The 22009-nt window shown below is 67.2% G+C and carries 21 protein-coding genes; 2 read left to right on the top strand and 19 right to left on the bottom strand.

Annotated features, from left to right (window positions below; all coding sequences use genetic code 11):
• Positions 1–2: 2 nt before the first annotated feature.
• The 9 genes from K9S39_RS19005 to K9S39_RS19045 form a co-directional block, all read right to left on the bottom strand.
• Positions 3–107, bottom strand: a complete 105-nt coding sequence (locus tag K9S39_RS19005; protein ID WP_248864563.1) for a flavoprotein — start codon at positions 105–107, stop codon at positions 3–5.
• A 310-nt stretch (positions 108–417) separates the two neighbouring features.
• A complete protein-coding gene (locus K9S39_RS19010) occupies positions 418–633 on the bottom strand; it encodes a hypothetical protein (RefSeq protein ID WP_248864564.1) in 216 nt (71 codons plus the stop codon).
• Between the two features lie 2 nt (positions 634–635).
• On the bottom strand, positions 636–1685 hold the full coding sequence (locus tag K9S39_RS19015) for an N-acetylmuramoyl-L-alanine amidase (RefSeq protein ID WP_248864565.1): 1050 nt from the start codon (positions 1683–1685) through the stop codon (positions 636–638).
• A 59-nt stretch (positions 1686–1744) separates the two neighbouring features.
• Entirely contained in the window at positions 1745–2104 is a 360-nt protein-coding gene (locus tag K9S39_RS19020; RefSeq protein ID WP_248864566.1) for a hypothetical protein, read from the bottom strand.
• Positions 2105–2170: 66 nt separating this feature from the next.
• On the bottom strand, positions 2171–3658 hold the full coding sequence (locus tag K9S39_RS19025) for a hypothetical protein (protein WP_248864567.1): 1488 nt from the start codon (positions 3656–3658) through the stop codon (positions 2171–2173).
• Between the two features lie 17 nt (positions 3659–3675).
• On the bottom strand, positions 3676–4626 hold the full coding sequence (locus tag K9S39_RS19030; protein ID WP_248864568.1) for a hypothetical protein: 951 nt from the start codon (positions 4624–4626) through the stop codon (positions 3676–3678).
• A gap of 137 nt (positions 4627–4763) precedes the next feature.
• Entirely contained in the window at positions 4764–5696 is a 933-nt protein-coding gene (locus tag K9S39_RS19035; RefSeq protein ID WP_248864569.1) for a hypothetical protein, read from the bottom strand.
• On the bottom strand, positions 5693–6610 hold the full coding sequence (locus tag K9S39_RS19040) for a phage distal tail protein (protein WP_248864570.1): 918 nt from the start codon (positions 6608–6610) through the stop codon (positions 5693–5695). Before K9S39_RS19040 ends, K9S39_RS19035 begins: the two co-directional genes overlap by 4 nt.
• Positions 6607–11550 carry a phage tail tape measure protein gene (locus K9S39_RS19045; protein WP_248864571.1) on the bottom strand — a complete coding sequence of 1648 codons (4944 nt, stop codon included), beginning with the start codon at positions 11548–11550 and terminating at the stop codon, positions 6607–6609. The genes K9S39_RS19040 and K9S39_RS19045 overlap by 4 nt, the downstream gene beginning before the upstream one ends.
• Before the next feature lie 130 nt (positions 11551–11680).
• Here K9S39_RS19045 and K9S39_RS19050 point away from each other — a divergent pair, with 130 nt between their 5' ends.
• Positions 11681–11890, top strand: coding sequence for a hypothetical protein (locus tag K9S39_RS19050; protein WP_248864572.1), 210 nt, complete (start codon positions 11681–11683; stop codon positions 11888–11890).
• Positions 11891–11933: 43 nt separating this feature from the next.
• Here K9S39_RS19050 and K9S39_RS19055 read toward each other — a convergent pair whose 3' ends face one another.
• From K9S39_RS19055 to K9S39_RS19065, 3 genes are all read right to left on the bottom strand, one after another.
• Positions 11934–12521 carry a hypothetical protein gene (locus tag K9S39_RS19055; protein WP_248864573.1) on the bottom strand — a complete coding sequence of 196 codons (588 nt, stop codon included), beginning with the start codon at positions 12519–12521 and terminating at the stop codon, positions 11934–11936.
• Between the two features lie 137 nt (positions 12522–12658).
• On the bottom strand, positions 12659–13159 hold the full coding sequence (locus tag K9S39_RS19060) for a phage tail tube protein (protein WP_248864574.1): 501 nt from the start codon (positions 13157–13159) through the stop codon (positions 12659–12661).
• Positions 13160–13665: 506 nt separating this feature from the next.
• Positions 13666–14241 carry a class I SAM-dependent methyltransferase gene (locus tag K9S39_RS19065; protein WP_248864575.1) on the bottom strand — a complete coding sequence of 192 codons (576 nt, stop codon included), beginning with the start codon at positions 14239–14241 and terminating at the stop codon, positions 13666–13668.
• A 718-nt stretch (positions 14242–14959) separates the two neighbouring features.
• Here K9S39_RS19065 and K9S39_RS19070 point away from each other — a divergent pair.
• The gene (locus K9S39_RS19070) at positions 14960–17062 is read left to right on the top strand and encodes an RCC1 domain-containing protein (RefSeq protein ID WP_248864576.1); all 2103 of its coding nucleotides are present in this window, start codon (positions 14960–14962) and stop codon (positions 17060–17062) included.
• A gap of 187 nt (positions 17063–17249) precedes the next feature.
• Here the strand turns inward: K9S39_RS19070 and K9S39_RS19075 are convergent, their stop codons facing one another.
• The 7 genes from K9S39_RS19075 to K9S39_RS19105 form a co-directional block, all read right to left on the bottom strand.
• Positions 17250–18305, bottom strand: coding sequence for a glycosyltransferase family 4 protein (locus K9S39_RS19075; protein WP_248864577.1), 1056 nt, complete (start codon positions 18303–18305; stop codon positions 17250–17252).
• An 832-nt stretch (positions 18306–19137) separates the two neighbouring features.
• Positions 19138–19566 (bottom strand): hypothetical protein, encoded by a 429-nt coding sequence (locus tag K9S39_RS19080; protein WP_248864578.1) that lies wholly within the window; start codon positions 19564–19566, stop codon positions 19138–19140.
• A complete protein-coding gene (locus K9S39_RS19085; protein ID WP_248864579.1) occupies positions 19563–19802 on the bottom strand; it encodes a hypothetical protein in 240 nt (79 codons plus the stop codon). Before K9S39_RS19085 ends, K9S39_RS19080 begins: the two co-directional genes overlap by 4 nt.
• Positions 19799–20200 carry an HK97 gp10 family phage protein gene (locus K9S39_RS19090; protein ID WP_248864580.1) on the bottom strand — a complete coding sequence of 134 codons (402 nt, stop codon included), beginning with the start codon at positions 20198–20200 and terminating at the stop codon, positions 19799–19801. Before K9S39_RS19090 ends, K9S39_RS19085 begins: the two co-directional genes overlap by 4 nt.
• Positions 20197–20616: a DUF6093 family protein gene (locus K9S39_RS19095; RefSeq protein ID WP_283112469.1), complete on the bottom strand. Its 420-nt coding sequence runs from the start codon at positions 20614–20616 to the stop codon at positions 20197–20199. Before K9S39_RS19095 ends, K9S39_RS19090 begins: the two co-directional genes overlap by 4 nt.
• A complete protein-coding gene (locus tag K9S39_RS19100; RefSeq protein WP_248864582.1) occupies positions 20606–20980 on the bottom strand; it encodes a hypothetical protein in 375 nt (124 codons plus the stop codon). Before K9S39_RS19100 ends, K9S39_RS19095 begins: the two co-directional genes overlap by 11 nt.
• 231 nt (positions 20981–21211) lie before the next feature.
• On the bottom strand, positions 21212–21763 hold the full coding sequence (locus K9S39_RS19105; protein WP_248864583.1) for a hypothetical protein: 552 nt from the start codon (positions 21761–21763) through the stop codon (positions 21212–21214).
• Positions 21764–22009: the final 246 nt, after the last annotated feature.

Below are 22009 nucleotides of genomic sequence, written 5' to 3' on the forward strand. Positions count from 1 at the left end.
CGTCACCCCAGCGTGTCAGCAATGCCCGCGGCGAGCTTGGTGATCATGTTGAACGTTGCCGGCGCGACAACCACAGCTTGAGCCTGCAGTAGTTCCACAGGGGGCATCCGGGTTGAAATCCCAGCGTACGGCCTGCCCCGAGCTCCGTTCGGCGCGGTCGATGTCGAGAAACCGAAGCCCCACCGGAGTGGGGACGATGTACGGATCCCACCCAGCTGCCCGTAGCTCAGATGCGAAGGCAGGGAGATCTCCGGTAGGGCGTGTCCCACAACCCACAAGGTGCATCACTGGACGCATACGAGGCCCCCTCCGTCGGGCTGATCTTGCCACTGGAAGGGGGCCGCTGGTGGTTGGACAAGGAAGACTGCAGCCCGCCTCCGTCATCGGATCGTCCGAGGGGAGGCGGGCTGGCGTGGTTCAGTCCTTGATGGTGTGCGGCGGTTCGAGGAGCAGGGCCCTGCTGGTCTTGCGGTCCTCGACGCGCTGCACCGCTTCGCCGGTGCCGAGAATCGCGGCTGCCAGGGCGAGGATCAGCCCGGTCGGCAGCCCCTCGACGTAGTAGGCGATCAGCGAGAGCGCCGCAGCGGCAATGCCGTAGAGGCGGGTGCTGTGGTCATGGATGAAGGTGCTCAAGTTCAGTTCCCGTAGGCGAGTTGGTGCAGAAGGTCCCAGCCGCGCCGACCGATGGCCGGGTCATTGGGGCGGCCGGTGGTGTGGAGGTTGTGCTTGCGGTTGAAGCCGGAGACCGCGTCCTGGGTCTGCGGGCCGTAGTTGTCGGACAGTGGCACCGACCGGTCGAGCCATCCGGTGTCCTTGAGGGCTTGCTGGAGTCGCTTGGCCGAGGGCGAGTTACGGCCCGGGGCGAGCCCGGCCGGGAACGGCGGCGCCGCGTACGTCTTCCCGCTGCTCTTGCCGGGGATCTTCAGCCGCTGCCCGACCTTGATGACGTACGGCGCAGTGATGCCATTGGCCTGGGCGATGGACTGCCAACTGATGCCGAGACGCTTGCCGATCCCGGAGAGCGTCTCGCCGCTCTTCACCGTGTACGTGGTGCCGCCCGAGGAGTCCCCGCTGGGAGTTCCTCCGGTGGGGCGCCCCTTCAGGCGATCCGTGACCCGGCCGCGCATCCAGCTCATCGTGAAGCCCTTGGGGTCGACCTTCCCCGGCTGCCACTCGCGGTGCCCGATCACGCTTGCCGCGCTCCAGCCGTGCACCCGGCACAGCGCAGCAGAGACACGTTCGATCGCATCGAGCTGCGCGGACGGCCACGGATCGCGGCCATCGCCGAGGTTCTCGCACTCCCACCCGTAGAACGACGTGTTGCCGTCTGTATCAGCCTGATTCGCCGCGGGCAGTGCCCGCTCAGCGATCACCGCCTGGAGAACGTCTCCATCGCCGCGACCAGCATGGTTCGCCCTGCCGTTTCCGATCAGATGGACCGTGCCGTCCTTGGCGATCACGCCATGGCACAGCGGCCCCGGGAGGCCCTCATATCCGCGCTCGCAGATGCTGACGGTGTTGCTCGTACCGGACGTCACCGTGTGGTGGATCATCACGCCACGGACAGGACCCCACGGGCCCTTGTGATTTCGGTTGTGGGTTCGCCAGCCGGGACGCTCAACGACCCGCACGCCTTCTGCGCGCAGTGCCGCGACGAGCCGGTCAGGACTCAGGGGTGTTGCCAACGTCGGCGCTCGATATCTCCCCGCGCCCGATCTTGAAATAGAACTGCTCCGCCCACTGCCTACGGAGGCGTCCCGCGCGAGACGATCCACAACTGCAAGGCCATGAGGAGCAGCGGGGCCACGAAGGACGAGATCACCAGCCGCCTCGTCGCCGCGGCCTGCGTCTGGTCCTCGCGCCGCTGCTGCTCCGCCCGCTCCAGACTCTGGTCATGCTCACCCCGCAGGCCGGCAAGCCCTGATTCGACCTGGCTGATGCGCTGATCGACCGCCCGTTGATCGGCCCGGTACACATCTTGGGTCACGACCTGGTCGAGGCGCGCGGCGAGCTGAGCGAGGTCGCCGCGCAGGTCCTCGCGCAGCTGTGACACGGCGCGGTGCAGCTCCCACAGCGTGGGCTCGGCGCTCGGCGGCACGGTCACCGCAATCACTCCTGGCTGCCCCGCGCCTATTTCGATCGTACGGGTGCCAACGCTCCAACCAACGGCTTAGTAGTCCGCCCTGCAACTCACCCCGTCGAATCCCACCCATGCCGCCTTGCTGCCGATCACCGGATACAGCTGTAGCGCCCCGTTGGTGTAGATGTCCAAGCGCAGGACCACTCCGCTGGCCGTGGACGGAATGAGCACTCGGCGGAATACGGCAGGCCGGTAGCCTTCCGGAAGGAGCCCGATCTGGCGGCCGGGCCGCACTTCCGGGTCCTTCAGGTCGACGTACCCGGAGAGTTCGATGGTGCGGTGCGCCGTGACGCGAACCTGAGGCGGGGCTTGGCCTTCGGTGACGTTGGCTGCAAGCTGGATGGGACTCCAGTCCGTACCGCGATGGGAAACCCATGCGCCGACGGTGATGTTCTCGGGAGTGAGGGTGGTGGTGGCGTCGCCGTCGGAAGAAGCGGTGCGCACGGTGACCTTGGCACCTTCGACGTCGAGCCAGGACCGAGCCCCGACGCTTCCGCGGTCGTTGCCGGAGGCTTCGCGGCCGTCCTGCACGTAGATCCTGAACAGGCCCGTGTCCTTGGGTCCTTTGGCGCTGATGCCAGCCGCGCTGACCTCTCCATGGTCCTTATTCAGCCCAGTCGTTGACGCGAGGACGAACGCCCCGCCTTGGACATCGAGCTGAGGGGAGAGCAGGGTCAGCTGGGCTATGTCGGGTCGCTCCCAGCGGTCGAGCTGGACAGCGGGCGCGGTCAGTTCGAGGGCGGGATACGCCTTCCCGTCCGTCCTGACGTTGGCGCGCAGGCTCCCGGGTGCTTGCTCCAGGTCGGACGCGGAGTGCAGGAGCAGTGAGGGGATTTGCTCCATGGGAGCCGGTGGATTCGGCGTGACGACGACGCGGCTACCGCTTGCTCCCGTACGTACGGTGCTGCCGGTGACGATTGCGCCGTCGATCGTGCCGCCAGTGATGTGCTTGCCGGAGAGCGCGTCGGCGGCGATGCTGTCCGCCGTCACGGAACCTGCTTGGAGGTCATTGGTACCCGCCCGTCGTGGGGTGCCGGCTACCGCATCACTGGCGGAGCCAGCGACGCCGGCCAAGCTCCGGCCGCGTAGCTTCACCCACCAGTCGGTGTACGGCAGGGGCACAGTGCAGGACCCGCCCTGCGGAGTCTCGATGGTGTCACGCAGCGTCCCCTGCGTCGGCTCGAAGTCGGCCTGCGGGCCGACGTGTACCTCTACCCGGGCAAAGTCCAGCGGGGCCGCAGCCGCGTCGGTGAACGCTCCGTCCCAGGTGACACAGAGCGCCCCGAGCGCGGCTTCCACGCTGGGGGCGCCGGGCGTCGGAGGCAATGGTCCGTTGACGACGCTGACACCACTGGTACCGTCCGGCTGCTGGCCCACAAGAGCGCGCAATGATCCGTTCGCGTCGTACACCTCCAGGGCGCCGTCTTCGATGCTGGCGTTGGCGAGCTTCGGGGCGCGCATGAGGGCCTGGACCCGCTTTTCCAAAAGGGCCAGGCGGGTACCGATATCAGCAGACAAGACGAGCTTCCTTCCGGTTATGCGACCGTGCCGTAGTGGTAAGCCTCGGCGCGGGCGAGGGTGAGGGTGGCGGTCTCGCCGGCCCCGGTGTCGGGTCGTACGGTCCAGCCAGTGATGCGGCACCAGCCGGACCAGTTCGTCCACTGGCCGCGGACGGAGACGCGCACGTCGTCACCGACCTGCCACGAGCCGATCGGCGCCTGTGGATGATCGCGGACGGTGATCTGCTCGACGTGGCCGAGAGACTGCCGCCATGCCCGCTCGGCTTTCGCCCGCCGAGCCAGCACGTCCTTGCCGCGCACCTCGGGCAGCTCCAGGACGTGCTCCAGGCGCAGCCTTCGGTTACGGACGGCTTCGATCGCGCGCTGCTGGGCTCGGCCTTCGCCGCTGCCGGTGGCGATGACGACCTGCGCGTACTCGTCGGCGCCGTAGGTGACCGGCGGGCTGTCGATGATGTTGATGCCGCTGGTGAACGCCACGTCGGTGCGCCGCGCTCCCAGACGCGGGTAGCCGAGCCGTATGCGGCGGACCGGACGCCGGTCCTTGTCCCACCAGGTGGTGCACGTGTAGTCGGGAGAGTCCGGCTCTTTCACGAGGTCGTCGAACTGATCGCCGAGGACCGGGGTCTCCCACCAGCGCGAGTGCCACGGCTCGGAGGGCGTGCCGACCGTCGCCTTCGACGTAGTCGAGTCGACGCTCAGCCCGAGGTCGCCGTCCGGGATCGATTGGGCGTAGGCGACGATGTCTCGCGCGATCTTGCACGGGTCGGCGCGCACGTAGGGGCCGCGGCCTCCGAGCTCACCGTCGAGGTCGTGCCGCTGCTGCAGGTAGGACGTCCACCCCGCCGCCTCCACCTTCAGCTCGTCACCCTCTGGCTCGGTCTGCCAGATCAGCCCGCCCCACCGCAGCTGCCCGTTGCGCTCGGCGTAGATCAGCGTCGTCCCGGGATCCGCCAGCTCAGGGTGCAACCATGCCAAACGAGGCGACAGCGCCCCCTTGAGATGACCGGGGCCATTGAGCTCGGGGCCGAACTCAACGTCAGTGAGAGGCAGGTGAGGCGATAGCCACTCGCCTGTCAGCGCGTGCTGGGTGAGGTACCGGTAGGTCACACCGGGCCCTCGGTGAACTCGACGTCGGCGACCATGGATGTGCCCTCATCGACGGAGAGGTCACCCTTCTCGCCCTTGCTCATCCGGGCCCGCAGGAACAGTGGCTGGCTGGTGCCGCGGTACTCGGCGGGGAGCGTGAGGGTGTCGGCAACCACAGCAGTGGTGCGACGGATCCCCTTGCCCTGGTCATCATCAATGACGGTGCTCTGGCTCTCGGCCTTACCCAAAACGATCTGCATGACGCCGAAGACGTCGGCGAAGTCGAGCCGCAGCCCCGCCAGGGTCACCACGATGATCGCTTTCGTGGCCCAGTCCGGAACGGGGATCATCCAGCGAGCCTCGGCCGGCCACGCGTGCCACTGGTCGTCGTCCTGCCACGCCTTGGTGAGCTTGTGCGGATAGGCGGTGTACAGAGTGCGTTCCCGCCTGGGGTTGGCGACCGTGCGCAGATCACGAATCATCGCCGCGGTGATCGTGGCGGTGTTCGCGGGGATGTCGAGGCGGGCTATCGCGATGCCGGTGACGCCCTTGGGCGCCTTAGTGGCGGTCGACGAGACGTTGGGGACGACGTCGAAGAAGTTGATCGCGTCCTTCGCCGGGTCGAGGCCGCCCTCGTACTCCGGGTCCTGGACCTTCAGGACGATCAGGTCCGAGCGGGGAGTGGCGCCGGTGGGCGCGACCGGCACCGTCTCCGTGCCGATGTTGTAGGCGGTGTACGAGCCCTGCCACATGTTCGCCTTGCCGCGGATCACCGCCGACCCGTCCGCAACCTGCACGCCCGCGCCGGGCACAGGCAGCGGCGTCACCTTCAGGTCAGTGGCCTCAGTGATGCCCTCCGTTCCGTGACTGAGGTCCTTGATCATCATCCGGAACGTCTGCGCGCTGTGGGTGGCGCCGTCGACGAGCAGAGGGGCTTGGGCGAGCGTCATCGGTGGATCGAAATCCTTCGGTCTGAGAGGGAGGTGTAGGCGTCGCGCCACTTCGCCGTCAGGCGGGCTGTCGCGGTCGGATCAGAGGCCGTCCAGCGCAGTTCGCTGCGCCCGGGTGGCAGCACGAACGTGTCCAGACGGGAGTTGGTGGGGGCACTGCCGCCGTTTTCGCGGGTGACGCGGATCTGACCGGGGCGCGTATCGATCCGCACCCACTGGCCGGCGGCGAGCGTGACGGGCAAGTCGATGGACCGGCCGGTTTCGACATGCGTGATGACCGGGTTCGCGCACGGCCCATGCACGGTGATGACCGGATGGGTATCGACGTCGCCGTTGTTGGTCACCCAGCCGGGGCGCATCTGCCCGGACGGATTTCCGCTGGTGACGCGGATCGGCGCCTGGACAGGTGCCCTGAAGCCGCCGCCGGACAGCCAGCCCAGCCGCAGCTGCGTCTGCTGCTCGAAGTCGGCGTAGAAGCGTGGGTGAGGGGCAACGAACTCAAGGTCGAGCGGCACCCAGCCCAACGCGGCCTTCTCCCACGTCGGGGCGATCTTCCGCATCCGGCCGAACAGGACCCGCACGGGCGAGCCGGGCCACTTGATGCGCAGCGGCATCAGCGCCCCGCCCACCGTGCGCACCCGCGCCTCGTCGGCGACCGCTTCCAGGCCCGCGAGAATCTGCGCGGCAGCGGCCGGGGCGCCTGGCGTCTTGATCGCGCAGTCGATGCTCAGCGTGCGGGCCTCGTACCAGTCCGGGGACAACCACGCGCCATCAGCGCCCGGCTGCGCAACCACCTCACCGCGCACACGGGCACGGCCCAGCCCCTCGATCTCGGCGATCGGGATAGACGTGCCGTGCCCGAGAACGATGCCGCCGAAGTCGAGCTGGAAATCCTTGAGGTCGGGCGAGCTCATCGCAGGACGCCCCCACGCTTCGCACGCCGCATCTGATACGAGACAGCGGAGGCGATGTCGTCCGCCGAGGCACGGCTCTGGCCAACGTGGATGGTCTGGCTGCCGATCGCCGGGGCCTGGTGCACGACGACGATGCGCGACCGCCCATCGGCGGCGTCGACGAGACGGCGCGGAGTCAGGGAGTAGCCGAAGCGGTCCGCGGTTTCGGCGAGCACAGCGGTGGCCCGCCCCCGTTTGGCCGGGGCGTGAGGGATGTATGACTCGCCGCGGGTCTCCCTCTCGGCGAACTTGATCAGCCCGGTCTGCGAGGAGTAGACACCTGGCTCCCACATGCCGCCGTCCGCGTACGCCTTACCAGCGTTCGCCTTCACCAGGTCTGCGAGGAACCGGTCCGCCTTGCCCGTTTTCTTTATCTGCCCCTTTGCGCGGTTGGCGATCTCGATGACCCGGTCCTCGTCCAGAGCCGCGGCCTCCGCCACCGCGTGAATGCCCTTGTTCTTCGCCAGCGCCCCGATGACCATCACCAGGTCGGTGAGCTGATCACTGTCGAGGGCGTTCGCCGCGTTCTTGGCGGCGGTGTTGGCCTGCTTGGCCTTCGTCGGGTCCTTCGCCGCCTGCGCAGCGAGGGCTTCGGCGCTCTCGTCGTTCTGCTCGGCCAGGCGCTGAGCGAGAGCGGTGTAGCCGCGGAAGGCGAGCGTGGCCAGGTTGTTCAGGAAAGCGGTGTTGTTCTTGACCGCGTTGTTCAACTGGCCCGTGTAGTCCGTCAGCGTGGAGCGGGCGGTGCCGGCGAGCTTGGTGAGCTGCGCGGCCATGTCGTTGACGTACCGGGTGGATCCGCGGGCCATCTTGCGGGTGAGCGCGACGCCGTCCTCGCCCATCTCCTCCAGCGCCTGGGCGACGTCCGTGCCCGCGCGCCGGGACACGGCCGCCAGGTCGTTGCGCCACGTCTGGGCGGTGCGCACCGACCTGCGCAGGTTCCGCTCGAACATGCCGAGATCGAAGTGCTCTGTGCCGCCCTTGCCCTTGCGCTGCGACTTCGAGATGACATCGGAGATGGAGAATCCGGAGCCGCCGAGGGGCTGGTACGACCAGTTCGACAGGCCGCCGTTGGCGTACCAGTTGATCCCGGACGGATCACCACCGAGTCGCCGCACGATTTCTTCCGTGATCCGGCGCGAGCGAGGACGCTTCGACTCCGCGAGCGGGACGTAGCCCTCACCGTGAGTCTCCGGCTCCGCCCACACACGCATCGCGCCAGCGGGCGCTATCTGCGCCACGTGGTTCTCGCGGACACCGCCGTCGGCGTAGGTGACGACTCCGCCGTCCTTCTTCCACAGCGGGACGCCGTTGACGATCGGGGGCCCCAACGTCTGAGTCTGGACGTAGTTGGTGATCGTCCGTCCGCGCAGGGAGTCGATCGCGGACTGGATCGTCGCGACGCCGCTCTGTGCGGGGCCGGTCGGCACGGTCACGGAAACGTTCTTGCTGCCTGGGATGTCGGTGACCTTGATGCCCAGGGCTTCGAGCTGAGACCGCGCCTCACTCGTCGGAGCGTTTACGGTCACGGTCTTGCCGCCGGGCACTCCGGCGATCTTCTGCTTGACCGCCTCCAGGCTGCTGATCGTCTCCTGCGTCGAGGAGGTCACCTTGACGTGCTTGCCGCCCGGCGTCTGCGCGATCTTCGCGATCAGCGCGTCAAGGTCCGTCAGCGCCATGCCGGTGGGGGCGGAGACCTGGACGCGGCGGTCCTTCAGGTCCTTGATCTTGAAGCCGAGCTTCTCCAGGTCCTCGCGGGCCTCGTTGCTGAGGGTGGCGATGGTGACGGTCTTCTTGTCCGGGGTGGCCTTCAACGCCTGCTGGACGGCGATAAGTTCCGCCATCGACTCGTCCATGCCGGCCGTCTGGAGAAGGATGGAGACCTGCTCGGGGACGAGCCCGGCCGCGTCGGCGAGTTTCGCGGCCTGCTCGGCGCCCAGCCCGAAGCCCTGCGCCGTGCTGATGGCGGACTCGCGGGCCGTCTCCATCTGCTTCTGCGCGGCCTTCAGCGCCTCCGGGACGCTCTTTCCGTTCGCCTGCGCGTACTGGTAGGCGGCCAGCGCGGCGTCCGCCGAGTTCGTCGAAAGTCCCTGCAACAGGTCGTACAGCTTCTGCCCGTTGCGGGTAACGGTCGAGAGTGAACCGTCCATGTTCAGCAGGGACTTGCCGTACCCCTGTGTCTGGTCGACGCCGCCCTTCAACGACTCGGACGCATCGGATACCGAGCGGTTCAGCCTGGCCTCGGCCGCAGAGAGGTTCACCGAGCCGCCGGCGAGGACGTTCAGTGCATCGTGCAGGGCACGAGCCCGGGTGTCGGCATCCGCAGTGGAATCGGACAGGCGGCGCATCGCGTCGGAGAACTTCCCGAACGGCCCGACCGCATCGGCCGCCGACCTGCCTCCAGACCCGGTGGCATCGGCGAGGTTCTTCGCGTCCTTGACAGCATCGGACATCTCGCCCTTGACCGACCCGAGGGCATCAGCGGCGTTCTTCGCCTTCTGGCCGAACTCGGTGTACCCAACTCCGCCGCCCCTCATCGCCCGCAGGTTGGCGCCGGCTGTCGCGTTCAACTCCGACTGAAGAGTCCCCAGGGACTTGCCCTGCCCGAGGTAGGAGTTGGTGAGCTCCCGCATGGAGATCCCGGCGGCCGCCATGACATCGACCAGACGCTTCTTGCCGTCATGGACCTTCGTGTCCATGAGCGACTGCGCGGCTGCGACACGGACGCTGTCCGTGACCGCACCATTGGACTCCCGCAGAGCCTGCGTGAGAGTACTGATCCGAGACTGGTGTTCCGCTGCCGCTTGGGCGGCTCGCTGCTGGTGAGAGGCGAGCATCGACAGCCCCACACCAGCAGCGGCGATGGCGACACCCCATGGGCCACCGAGCGCGCCCATCAGCCCGCGGGCCGCACCACCCAGACCGACGCCGATAGACCGGGTCAGGCCTGCGACCGGTCCGGACGCTGACCGGAAAGCCGAGGTCATCTGCCCGACGATCGGAATGCGCGTCTGCAAGACGGCGAGAGCCTGCCCGACCCGGCCGATCGATTGGCCAGATGCGGCAGCGAGCTGCTGCTGCACCCGCATCTGGTCGCCGAAACCCCGGAACGCCCCGGTGACCGGGCCAGCCACCGTGCTGCCCAGCCGCATGAACATCGGCGTGACTCGGCGGGCCAGCAGCATCGCCATGATCGCCGTCTGCACTGGGCCGGGCAGAGCAGCAAACCCCTGAACGAGCCAGGCGACCGTGTGTCCGATCGGCACGAGCACCCCGGAGACCGTGCCAGCCGCAGACGAGACCAGATTCAGGGCCGTGACGACCATGTCGAGTGCTGTCGACCCGGCGTCCGACTCATCTCCCAGGTCCCCGATCGCCTCGGCGACGGGGGAGACCGCGGAGCCGACGTTCCGCAGGATCTCCATCAGCGCGCGGCCGCCGTTGACCAGGACGTTCAAACCCGCCGCGGCGGCGTCGAACGTCAGCTCCTTCAGCGGCTTCCCCATCCCGCTGAACGCGTCCGTGAGCTCGTCGACACCGGACGCTGCCGCTGCCGAAAGCCCGGGCCTGGCCAGCGTGTACAAGTCGCGGGCGTAGTCCATCGCCTTCGCCAGCGGCGGTGTCGCCGCCTGCAGACCGGACGTCGCCAGCCGCGTCACCTTCTCCAGCGCGGGAGCGGCAGCCGTGTAGAGGACCTGGCCGGTGTTCTTCCACTGCGTCTTGAGCTGGGTGACCGCGCCCGACAGCCCCTTGGTCTGGGAGGCGGCGATCTCCTCCGCTGCTCCCGTGCGGGCGATCGCCGTGTGCATCTGGTCGTACGCCTCGACACCCTGATGCGCGAGAGCTGAAGCCCCGGCCAGTGCGGGCTTGCCGACGACGTTGGCGAGCGCCCCCAGGAAGTCTTTCTGCGACATCCGGTGCTGGGCCTGCTCGAAGCCCTCGATGACCGTCCGCAGGCCCTTGAAGTTGCCCTGGGTGTCCCAGGCTTCGATGCCGAGCTCTGCCAGGCCCTTGCGCATGTTCGCGGTCGGCTTGGCCAGGTTCGTCAGCATGCCGCGCAGTGACGTTCCTGCCTTGGAGCCGAGGATGCCCGAGCGGGCCAGCATCGCCACCGCGGCCGAGGTGTCCTCGATGGAGATGCCCAACTGGGCTGCGACCGGGCCTGTGTAGGACATCGCGTAGTAGATGTCCTGCAACCCACCGGAGGCCGCGTTCGCGGAGGCGGCAAGGACGTCCGCTGCCCGGCCCGCGTTGTTCGACGACAGACCGAACTGGTCCATCACGTCGCCGAGGTACCGGCTCGCGTCCGCTGCCGAGAGGTTGTCGGCCGCGGCGAGCTGCATCGCCGCCCTCGCGTTCGCGATCGACGACGTGGAGGTCTGGCCGGCCTTCGCCAGCTCCAGCATCGCGTCCGCAGCCTTCGCCGCAGACGTGCCGGGGATCTTCAGGTCGGCGCCGAGCTCGCGGGCCTTCGCCGCGGCCTGCACCATCTCGACGCCGGACGCTCCGGTGACCGCGCCCCACTTGTTGATGGCGCGCTGGTACTCGTTGCCCTCTTTCGCGATCTCGGCGAGCCCGGCGACGATGCCGCCACCGACGACGAGATTGCGCAGGTGGTGCGCTTCCTGACGGGCGCCGAGCAGCCCGTGCCGCAGCTGCCGCATCGAAGCGTCGCCGTCCGAGCCGACACGGCGTAGACCGGCGCGGGCACCATCGGCGTGCCGGCCAAGGGTGCGCAGCCCGGATGCGGCGCCACGGGCACCGGAGCCGGACTGGCCGAGCTGCCGGTTCAGCGCAGTGACGTCCCGGCCCAGTGCGCGGACGGCGCGCGATGCCTGCCGGACCTCGGACAGGAGCCGGGATGCGTCGGCGCGCATCTGCACGCTGAGCGTGTAGTTCGACACCTGCCGGTGCCCTTACTCCCGCGCCCCTTTCCCGCTCTACCCCTGGCGTTGCTCCCACTGGCCGCGCGGAACGAGGCCGATCCGCACGCCATACCCATCGGCCCCATCCGGGACCTGTTCCTGTTCGGCGGTGATCAGCTCACAGCCGACGCACCGCACCGTGGTGGTGACGTACGCGTACCGGTCACCGCCCTGGACCTCGTCCCACTCCGCCGCCCTGGTCCCGCACTGCGAGCACACGCTGGACCGGTACGCCTCGTACGCGAGCGCCTTCGCCCGGTCCGTCTCCGACCAGCGGCCGTCACCCGCGCCGAGGAAGAACGAATGCGGGATCCGGTAGCGGTCACACAGCTCCAGCTCCGCGCGGAACTGCGCGTCCGCGATCAGTCTTTTCCCAGCTCCACGGTGCTGGTACGGACGATCTGCTGCGCCTGCCAGGCCGCGGCGAACAGTGCGTTGGACTCGGCCACTGGCCAGCTGTCGAGGAGGTCCTGGGCGTCGTCCTCGGTCATTCCCTCGACAGCCTTGCCAGCAGCGTCACGCTCGATGTGCGCGGCCGCGATCAGCGCCGCGGGGAACGTCTCCGGGTTCCAGGCATCCCCGCCCTCGGCCTGCGCCTCCGTCGGCGGGAACCGCTTGGTCAGCCCGTCCAGCACGGGCCGGGGCAGAGCCTTGAACGTCAGCGCCAAGGAGACCTCGTCGAACGCCTCCCGAGCCGCCACGAGGTCGTGCTCCGCCCGCTCCGTCTCCGCGCTGGTGGTGCGTTCGGCCTCCGCGTCGGCCATGCGGCAGCGAGCTACCTCCAGCTTCGCCTGCTCGAGGTGCTTCTTCGCGGCCAGGTCGTCGCAAATCTGCAGGGTGTGCTCCGGGAGCTGCCGGGCACGGAGACGAGCCAGCTTGCGGGCCCAATGAGCGTCACGGGCAACAGCGTTCGCGGGCGGTGCAGGGGTGGGACGGGTGGTGCTGGACATTCAGGACTCCACACAGAAGCGCGATGAGGGGGAACGGGTGGGGAGCCCGGCCGGACCGTGGGGCGAGCGCCGGAACGGAGGGGGATGGCGCTGCAACGCGCGCAGACCGGCCGGGCAGTTCAAGGGCGGCGGCCGGGCTACTTCTCGATCTTCGGCTGGGCGCCAGCGGCCGGGATCTCCGCGTCCTGAGTCGGCTTCTCAGTGATCGAGAAGTTCACGGTGAACTTCGCGGCCTCGTTGTCCGTCGAATAGTTCGGCGACCGGGAGCCGATCCGGACGGGGAAGATGTCCATCGACCGGGAGGTAGGCACGTCTCCCTTGCGGAGGAAGACGACCCAGCCGGTGTCGTCTTTCTTCAGCAGCTGCTCGATCTCGTCCGACACCTTGTCCTCGTAGAAGCCGAGGGAAGAGTCGTCAGCCTGGTCAGTACCGGGGATCTTCGACTCGAATGTGGAGCCCAGGTCAGGGGTCTCAATCGCCTGATTCGACAGCGACCAGCCGTCGATCGCAGCGATCGCATTGGTGAGGTCGGTGCCGGCGGTCAGCTCTGGACGGGTCGGTACGTGGCCCTGGTCGGCGACCGTCTTCAGCCACAGGACGCGAGTGACACCGCGCCGCGAATACTTCTTTACCTGCAAGGTCTGCTGTCCGATTCCGGGACGGCAGCCAGACGTACGAGTTGGGGTGGCCCCGTCCCTCGACGACGTGTCGGGGAACCGGCCCATCCCTGATCGGGTGGGCGTCCGCGCGGGGCCTCCGCGGTGAGGATACGGGCTAGCTCAACCAGAGATGGCAAGCCCGAGCCACTGCATGTAGATCACCTTACTGTCGGCAAGCGGTACAGCCTCCAGCCAGACCTGCGCCGTCAGGGCCCTTGTCTACTGTGGCCTCATGGATGCGGCGTTGGGCGGGCGGCCTCTTCACGCCCGCAGCCCCTCACCTGCGGGCCGGGTGCCGCCCGCCGCGAGGACGGTAGTGACGATGGCGTTGGCGTGCGACGAAATGGAGACGGGGTACAAGCGCATCGCGGACATCATGCGCCTCGTGCTCGCCGTGTTCTTGCATCGCCCTTGTCCGGAGGGAGTACATGCAGGTGGACATGGTGGCGCTCCGCCCGCACAGGCCCCGCCGGCCGACCCTGCAGTCAGCGAGTTGGAGACAGCTCAATAAGAACGACGTCGATCCACCCGAGGCCACCCCACCTCCGGTTCACTCGGAAAGGAATACCTTGTGCTTCCAGGTGCGGAACAACCAATTCCCCCTTGGTCCCGTGTGCATCTGGATAGTACTTCACATCATCGATGGCGATCAGGCTGGGGCGACGCACCATTTCTGTGGCGACTTGATACTCTCTGAAGATGAGAGCGGGATCATTCCCGGAATCCAGAAGGACGAAGTCGAAAGCCCGCCCTTCCCCCCGAAGACCCTGAAGCGTTTTCACAGAATCATCGTTGATCAACTCTACCTTATCGATCAGACCCGCGGAGTTCAAAACCAATTTCGCTTGCGAGGTGTTCAGATCGACGGACGCGACGCTCCCGCCATAGTCCCGGACATGCTGAGCAAATGTCAGAGTCGACCAGCCATCAGCGAGACGGTGTCCGGGTGCAGTATTCCGGATGCACCCGGTTTCCAGCAGATCAAGCCCATTACGCTGGCATACGCTGCGCATACGGGCCAGCTCTTGGACCAGGATGTCAGTCATGGTGGGGTGCAACATTTCGGGCATCTCCTAGAAATTCGATAGCGGGGCGAGCGGCTGGAATGGGGCCAAGGCAGACTCGGGCCACTCCCAAACCTGCCCAGAGGGATAGTCGAGCGTGGTATTGACGGCCGCTTTGCCGTCAGCGCCGCACCAGGACGCGCTCATCTTTCCTGTAGGAACTGCTGGCTGTATTCCTACAGTGCGTCCTGAGTTCCGGCAGTGCGAGCAGCTGCTGGGATTCCACTCAACAGTGTCCGGCGATCGGTTTCGGGGAGCCTCTCCTTGGAGGCCAACCGGAGTACGCCGGAAAACGGCGAGTCGTCTGGGATGAGTCAACGCTCAGAGCGCGGCGCACTGTGCCAGGGGGACGGTGCCGCCGGCGGGTCGTCCCTCGGAATGGAGGTGCTTGATGTGCAAGGGGGCGGGATTTGGTGGGCGTCCGGTCTCAAGATGCATGGGGGGCGTACCCGAGTGACTCTGGAAGGGATGGTCTCGCCCGGCCGACGCACCTGTTGGGCGGTCGTGTGCAGTCACGGAGCACTGCTGAGGCGGGCCAACCGGACGGCTGATGAACCGCTTGAACCGCCATCAACAGTTGAAGCGTGAACGGTCATCGAACAGCTGGAACCGGCTCTCGGAGGCGCGGCCTCCGGCATCTCCCCGCCGCAAGGAAGCGGGCGGGCCTCACGAAAGCGAATGACTGCGTTCCGTCGCATTTCAGGGAGGAGAGATCATGACAACAGCGCCCGCACAAAAGACGCTTCCGAAAACTCCCGTCAGAATCACGAGCGTGCTGAGCGGCTTTGCCCTGGACGTCGAGGATGGGTCCCGGGAGGGCCAGGCGGCTGTCATTCAGTCGTCGGCTCCGGACACCGAGCACCAGCACTGGCGGTTCATCGCCGTGGGAGACGACCAGTATCGCATCGAGAACGAGTACAGCGGCGGTGTTCTCGACACCAAGGGTGCCTCCGAGGCCGAGGGAGCACCGGTCATCCAGCTCGGGTGGCAGGCTCGGGATACCCAGCGGTGGCAGATCGTTCCTGTGGCGGACGGACAGTACCGGATTGAGAACGTCGACAGCCACAAGGACATCGACGTCAAGACGTCGAAAGACAAGGCACCGGTCATCCTGGAAAAGCCACATGAGGGTGAAGATCAGATGTGGCGAATCGACCCGGTCGAGGAGCCTGTCCAGGTGGGGACGGTGCTGACCTGGGGGCAAAACACGTACTCCCAGCTCGGCACAGGTCCCGACCCCGACAGGAACACGCCTGCGCAGGTGAAGATCGACGCCTCTCTGCCCCTCGACCGGGTCAAGGCTCTCGCCAATGCCAGCTTCCACAGTCTGGCGCTGCTGGAAGACGGCACAGTCCGTGCGTGGGGGAACAACGGTGAAGGCGGACTTGGCGACGGCAGCCGCCAGGCCAAGAACGTCCCCGTAGCGGTGCTGGCCCGCCCCGGCGGTGAGCAGCTCAAGGGGGTCAAGGCCATCGCCACCGGGAGCTACTACGGCTGGGGCCACAGCCTGGCGCTGCTGGAGGACGGCACGGTGCGCGCCTGGGGGTACGGCGACTATGGCCAACTCGGTTACGGCGCCAAAGACAACCAGTTCACGCCGGTAGCGGTGAAGGTTGACAAGAACACGGAGCTGTCCGGAGTCAAGGCCATCGCGGGGCCCATGGTCGAGCAGTACAACTGGGAGGGGATGTTCAGCCTGGCGCTGCTGAAAAATGGCACGGTACGGTCCTGGGGCTACAACTACTACAACTCTCTCGGCGACGGCTCCGCCGACACCCGACTCATGCCGGTCACGGTGGTGGTCGACAAAGGCAAGCCCCTCACCGGGGTCAAGGCCCTTGCCGCAGGCGCCCACCATTGCCTGGCGTTGCTGGAGGACGGCACGGTGCGTGCCTGGGGGTACAACGACTTTGGCCAGCTGGGCAATGGCAACCAATCTGCACAGGCCTTTGCGGTGCCGGTGACGATCAACGACAAGGGTGACCCCCTCACCGGGGTCGAGGCCATCGCGGCCGGCGGCAAGTTCAGTCTGGCCCTGATGAAGGACGGCACCGTACGGGCCTGGGGGCGCAACAACGATGGCCAGCTAGGCATCGACAGCATCGAAGACCGCAGCAAGAGGCCGGTCGTGGTGAAGATGGCCAAGAACGGCGCACCTCTCAGAGGGGTCAAGGCCCTTGCCGCAGGGGCCTACCACAGCATGGCGTTGCTGGAAGACGGCACGCTGCGGGCCTGGGGACGCAACGCACATGGCCAGCTCGGGATCGGCGAGACCACCACCAACGAGAAGACGCCGGTGGTGGTCCGGTTCACGAAGGGCGGCGAGCCGCTCAACGCAGTCACAGCCATCGCCGCCGGTGCCTACCACAGCATGGCGATTCGCGGCGTCTCCCTGTCGATATCGCCGGCTGTGCCGCCGGACCAGACGCTGACACTGGCCGGCGAAGTCGGCTACCCGGGTGTGCACCTGGCCGCCGAAGGCACGGTCTCTGCGGCGCAGAGCGTCCGTGTGACCCTGCCCCAGGGGAAGGGTCTGCGGTTCGTCGCTCAGGGAGGTCCCGCCGGCCACATGCTGACCGTCATGGACCCTGTTCGAGGCATAAACCACTTCCCGGGGAACCTGTCGACGGACGGGCAGACCCTCACGTTCAACAACGTCGACCTGGCCCTGCCGCAAAGGGGCTCGTGGTCCAGGGCATGGGTCGCGGTGAAAGCCTCCCCCGACGCCCTCCTGGGAGACACGAACCTGACCTTCCAGATAGGTGACCGAACCGGCCCCTCCACGCCTATCCACGTCGTGGACCAGACGGCCGAGTGACGGTCAGGCCCTTTCCTCACAGGGGTGCTCGCCACGACAGACACCCCGCCCGCACGGGCCCGAGCCGCGGCAAGGCCGTGGCCCGTGCGGGCGGGCGGGGCCGCACCACGACACCGGTGTCCAGGGCAGCGCGTTCAGTGCGGGTCGGGCACGCCGGACTGGGGCCACAAATGTGTGGCTGTCCGCGCTACCGCACGTGTCCGTCGTCGCGAGGCCGGCCGTCTACACCGTCTGCTGGGAAGGATGTCCGTCGCTTTGCGTCGCGCAACGACTCGACGGCGTCGCACCAGACGTCGAGATCGCGGTTCGCGCTCAGTTCGTCGGAGCGCGCCTTGGCCCGGCGGGAGGCCTTTTCCCAGTTCTTCGGGTCCCGCAAGGACCTCAGGGCGTGGGTCCATGCGTTCAGGTCGTCGCGGTAGGCGAAGATGCCCGCCTCGCCGAGCGACTCGACCAGCCCGGGGGTGGGGTGGGCGATCACGGGAATGCCGGACGCGAACGCCTCCACCGCCACCCGCCCCCAGGACTCGTAGATACTGGGCATGAGGATGACGCGCGAGCGGGCGTAGACGTGTGTGCGCATCTGGTCTCCGGCCACTCCGTCGACGACTTCGCAGTTCAGTAGTTGTGTCGGTGGCGGGATCTGCTGCCCGTAGGCGCCCCGGACACCGAGGAATTGCCACTCCGGCGTCCACGCGGCGATCTGCCAGAAGATGTCACCGCCTTTGTCGGGGTTCAGGTTGACCAGGGTCGCGCAGTCGCCCGGCTCGGTGCGGTACTCGTCCGCGATCACGGGAGGACGGATGACGATCGTGCGCCTGGGCAGGAACTCCCGGGGGAACCGCGCATAGTAGATCTCACCGTCCCGCCGGATCCACTCGCTGTTGTAGACCACGAGATCGGCTCCCGCCGCATTGTGGAAAGTGGTGGCGAAGTTGTCGTGACAGATCACGACTGTGGGGATCTGACGGACTCGGGCAAGGCCTGCAACAAGAGGGACGTTCTCGAAGTGGGACAGGAGCACGTCCGCCTTCTGGGCCTCGGAGGCGAAGTCGGCGCCTTGCTGATAGGGGACGACGCGCACTCCGTCGATGTCGTAGCTCTTGTCCATGCTGCCGGGATGCGACAGCCAGACCGTTACCCGGTGGCCGCGCGCGCTCAGGGGGCGAAGCATGGAGTGCAGCATCCACTCGGATCCCGCGTTGTGGGCGGGGGGATATCCGTACACCCGAGCCACGATGGACAAGCTCCGCGACGTGCTGAGCGCGAGGGGCCTGTGCGGACGGGACGCTGCCGTGTCCACCTGCATGTACTCCCTCCGGACGACGATACGAGAACGAGGCGCGCACGAAAGGGCTGATACGGTCTCCCACTTGGAAGCTCATGCGCCGGTGCAGGAGTACCGCATCCCTTGATCTTCACGCCCAGCGGGAGGCGGTCCGGCCGTCGTAGCGGAACTCGGAGTCCCACACGGCGCAGCGATGTGCGCAGCCGAGGCCCCGGACGCCGGTCCATCCCAGGCCCACGACCTGCCGTTGCCCCGGGGTCTCACGGGAGTAGTCACGCTTGGCTCCTCCTTGCCGAAAAGGCTCGCGTGGTCCAGCCCTCCCAAAGACACACGTCGTCGCAGGAACCGACGTCACGACCAAGCAGCACGCCGGTGACCGGCATGCTGCAGTGTGTTCCCTGCCGCCCTCTCGGTAACGGACTCACGTCCAGTCCCACATAGCCCCACAGCTTCCGCAAGTGATGAACAACCACCCGAGTGAGGTACTTCGTGATCCCCAGATGCACCTCCATCTTGCCTTTCATGCGGATGCGGTCAAACGTCATGAGCGGGCCAACCAGGCGGCCAGAGCGGACGCCGCGGTGCTACCGGTGAACTGCCGCCTAGATGAATGAGTCCGATGTCTGGGCGGGCCGCGACTATGGCGAAGGAAGCCCGTTGGCTCGTGTGTGACGACAAACCTGGACGCCCTGCGGCCGATATCCCCAACAGGGGCCGGTACCGCGCACCTCTACCAATTGGGTCAGGCGGGCTTGACGCCGTCCGAGTCGGACGGCAGGAGAGTCAGGTCTTACCCGGTGGCGCTCAGCCGGTATCGCTGGGAGCTGGTCACCACGCCCTGGGCGGAGGCGGTGGTGTCGGTGCCGTCGTCGGCATCCAGCTCGCGCCCCCACACATCAACTCCGGGTATCTCCAGCGGATACCGCCAGGCGCCCGACGGCACGCGCTCCAGGACGGCTCGACGCCCCCGGTCAGCCATCCACTCCGCCTGATCGGTACGGCCGGCGACCGAGGTCAGCTGATAGACGAGTTCGGCATCCTCTGACGCATCCGCCAGCGGCGCACCGCCCAACGGTCCGCCGAGCGGATACAGCACCGTGTACGGCACCTCCGCAGGCTGCCCGTTCACCAACGGCAGCGCGCCGAGACCGCACGGTCGGCCCGTCGCCTTCACGATCAGGTGTTGGAGCGCGTCGGACACTGGCGCGCGGTCGATCATTCGCCGTCCTCGGTGAAGAACGCGGCAGCGGGCCCTTCGATGGACAGCGCGCCGTAGCGGCACAGGCCCAGCGCATCCCACTCCGGCATGCCGGGAGTTGTCAGCACGGACAGGGACCGCTCACCTTCGTCGTCCAGCACCTCGGCGACGACAACCGCTCGGGCCAGCATGCTCCGCTCGTGCTCGGCCAGGACCTCGGCGAGCGACTGCTCCAAGTCCACGGTCAGCGCACTCACAGCGCCTCCGTCACCGCGTGCCCGAGAGCCCGCACCAGTGCTGGACCGGTCTGGTCAACAGCCGGTCCCAGGTGCGGATAAGGCGGCTGGTTGAAGTGCCGACCGAGGCTGTCGACGCCGACGAAGCCGAACTCCAGACGCCGAGCCTGCCGTGCCGCAGTACCCACCTCGGCAACCACAACGGGACCCGAGCGGTGCACGTCGCTCATCCACGAAGCCCGGTACTTGCCAGTGACCACGCGGGGACCAGGGCGCCCTGACGCATTGTGCTGCACACGCTTCACCAGAGCCTGGGCACTGTGCCGCATCACCGTCTCCGTCGCCGACAGCGAACGCAGCGCCCCGCGGTCCAAAGCCGAAGCCAACGCTCCCGCGTCCGTGAACACGCCGCCACTCACGAGGCCGCCTTCCGGTTGCGCTCCTCCAGCCACACTGTCCGCAGCACAGGGAACGAAGACACCTCACCGAGGGCCGCCACCCGGTACGTGCGGCCAACCGCCTGCTCGTCCCGAGCCTCCTCGACCAGTACGGAGTCGTCCTCCTGCACCTCCGGGGCGCAGAGCGGCATCAGCATCCGGTAGCCGGGCCGTACCTCTTCCACCCAAGCCCCGTCGTGGCTCCCCTTGCCGCGGATGCGCTCCTGATGCGCATACAGGCCAGCCCTGTCGGCGTACACGAGCAAAGGCGGTGCGGGAATCAGATCACCAGTCTCCGGATCCAGCATGTCCTCCCCGCTGCCGCGGGTGATCTTCACCCTGTCCGGCATGAGGTGACGCTCCGCGAACCGGGCTATGCCCGTCTGATCAAGCGGCACCCGCAGCCCACTCCCTCAGCTGTGACAGCACACCGCGAGTCAGCTCGCCCGGCTTCCCGTCCAGGTCGCCACGGTCGAGCACCGCATCATCGAGCTGCTGCCAGTCCACGCTGTCGAGGAATCCGATGACGACGTGCCGCACGTCTGCCGGCTCCACGAGCACCTCGGCCAGCCCCTCGAGCTGCATGCCCTTCCAGCCCTGCTGCACATACAGCGTGACCTCGGGCCCCTCATCGACCGTCTGCGTGATCCGGTACGCCTCAACGGCGGACGCCACATCGTGACCGTCGATCTCGATGACTGCCGGCTCGTCGGGGGAAGCCGCGATGCGGACGCGACGAAGGCCTGGGTGCTTGGTGCTCATGCCTACGACCCTAGGGGCGCGGAGAACACCACCAGCCGGGCCTGCCGGGACTGGGCAGGGCGGCTCTCGGGGTGTGTGTTTGGCTGCCGTAGCGTGATTAGTATTCTATCCATCCGAGCTGCTGGCTGCTTACTCGGAGGCCCGCCCCAATCGCTGCGCTGGCAACCGGGGCGGGCTCAACTCCGCTCGCCCACGTTAAGTTGGGCGGACGCTGGGAGTTGTTGGCGCCTATTACTTTGCGGTGAGCTTGTTGTAGGCGGTCTGCAGATGCTTCTCCACAAGCCCGGGTGAACCTGACAGCACGATCGCCTTGTTTCCCTGGCGGACGACGAACTGTTTCATGACAGTGGACTTGCTGCCAAAGTTCATCGTTATGAGATACCCGAACTGCTCATCGCCGAGTTTGGGAGGCGAGACCTTGTTGACCCCAATCTCAATCGGGGTGGTTCCCGAGCTCATCGTGTAGGTGGGGCATGATCCGTACGCATCGTCGACCGCGCGGAACGTATCAGACAGCTTCTTTGGCGAGTCGCTGTGCAGTTCCTCACTCAACTCAGAGCTGAAATCATAGGTGAAGTCCGCTGTGACCTTCGTCGCAAACTTCATATTGCCGGCAGAAGCGCCGAGCTTCTCCAGGGCAGGGCAGCCACCAATGGAGATGTCGTCGTACCTCTTGCCGGCTTCGTCCTTCGCCGGCTGCTGTACGTAGTTGTCTCCCAGGTCTTCTGCGGACAGCAGCAACGGCTGCAACTCGCCCGCGCTCACGGGCTTGCCATCTGCCACAGGCGGCGCAGTGTGCCTTGACTTCGACTGTTCCGACGGAGCCGTCGCCTTCCCAGGCTTTGTCCCGGCATCGGTGCTGGAACCACCGGCTGAGCAGCCCGTCGCGGCCACGAGCCCAGCAATGAATATGGCGCTTCCCAAAGTGCTCGCTCGGAGCCGGCGCATGCCTATCCCTCCCCGTTGTGCGTCAGACAGGCGTGACACTACCTGGAACCCGGCAAGTCCGTATGGGACTCCCATTGGGAA

Source organism: Streptomyces halobius (genome assembly GCF_023277745.1).
GTDB classification, from domain to species: Bacteria; Actinomycetota; Actinomycetes; order Streptomycetales; family Streptomycetaceae; genus Streptomyces; species Streptomyces halobius.

Coding starts and splice junctions, on each gene's coding strand:
- K9S39_RS19035 (WP_248864569.1), bottom strand. CDS start 5,696: ATGACGCTCGCCCAAGCCCCTCTGCTCGTCGACGGCGCCACCCACAGC.
- K9S39_RS19070 (WP_248864576.1), top strand. CDS start 14,960: ATGACAACAGCGCCCGCACAAAAGACGCTTCCGAAAACTCCCGTCAGA.
- K9S39_RS19100 (WP_248864582.1), bottom strand. CDS start 20,980: ATGAGCACCAAGCACCCAGGCCTTCGTCGCGTCCGCATCGCGGCTTCC.
- K9S39_RS19080 (WP_248864578.1), bottom strand. CDS start 19,566: ATGATCGACCGCGCGCCAGTGTCCGACGCGCTCCAACACCTGATCGTG.
- K9S39_RS19005 (WP_248864563.1), bottom strand. CDS start 107: ATGCCCCCTGTGGAACTACTGCAGGCTCAAGCTGTGGTTGTCGCGCCG.
- K9S39_RS19055 (WP_248864573.1), bottom strand. CDS start 12,521: ATGTCCAGCACCACCCGTCCCACCCCTGCACCGCCCGCGAACGCTGTT.
- K9S39_RS19040 (WP_248864570.1), bottom strand. CDS start 6,610: ATGAGCTCGCCCGACCTCAAGGATTTCCAGCTCGACTTCGGCGGCATC.
- K9S39_RS19065 (WP_248864575.1), bottom strand. CDS start 14,241: ATGTTGCACCCCACCATGACTGACATCCTGGTCCAAGAGCTGGCCCGT.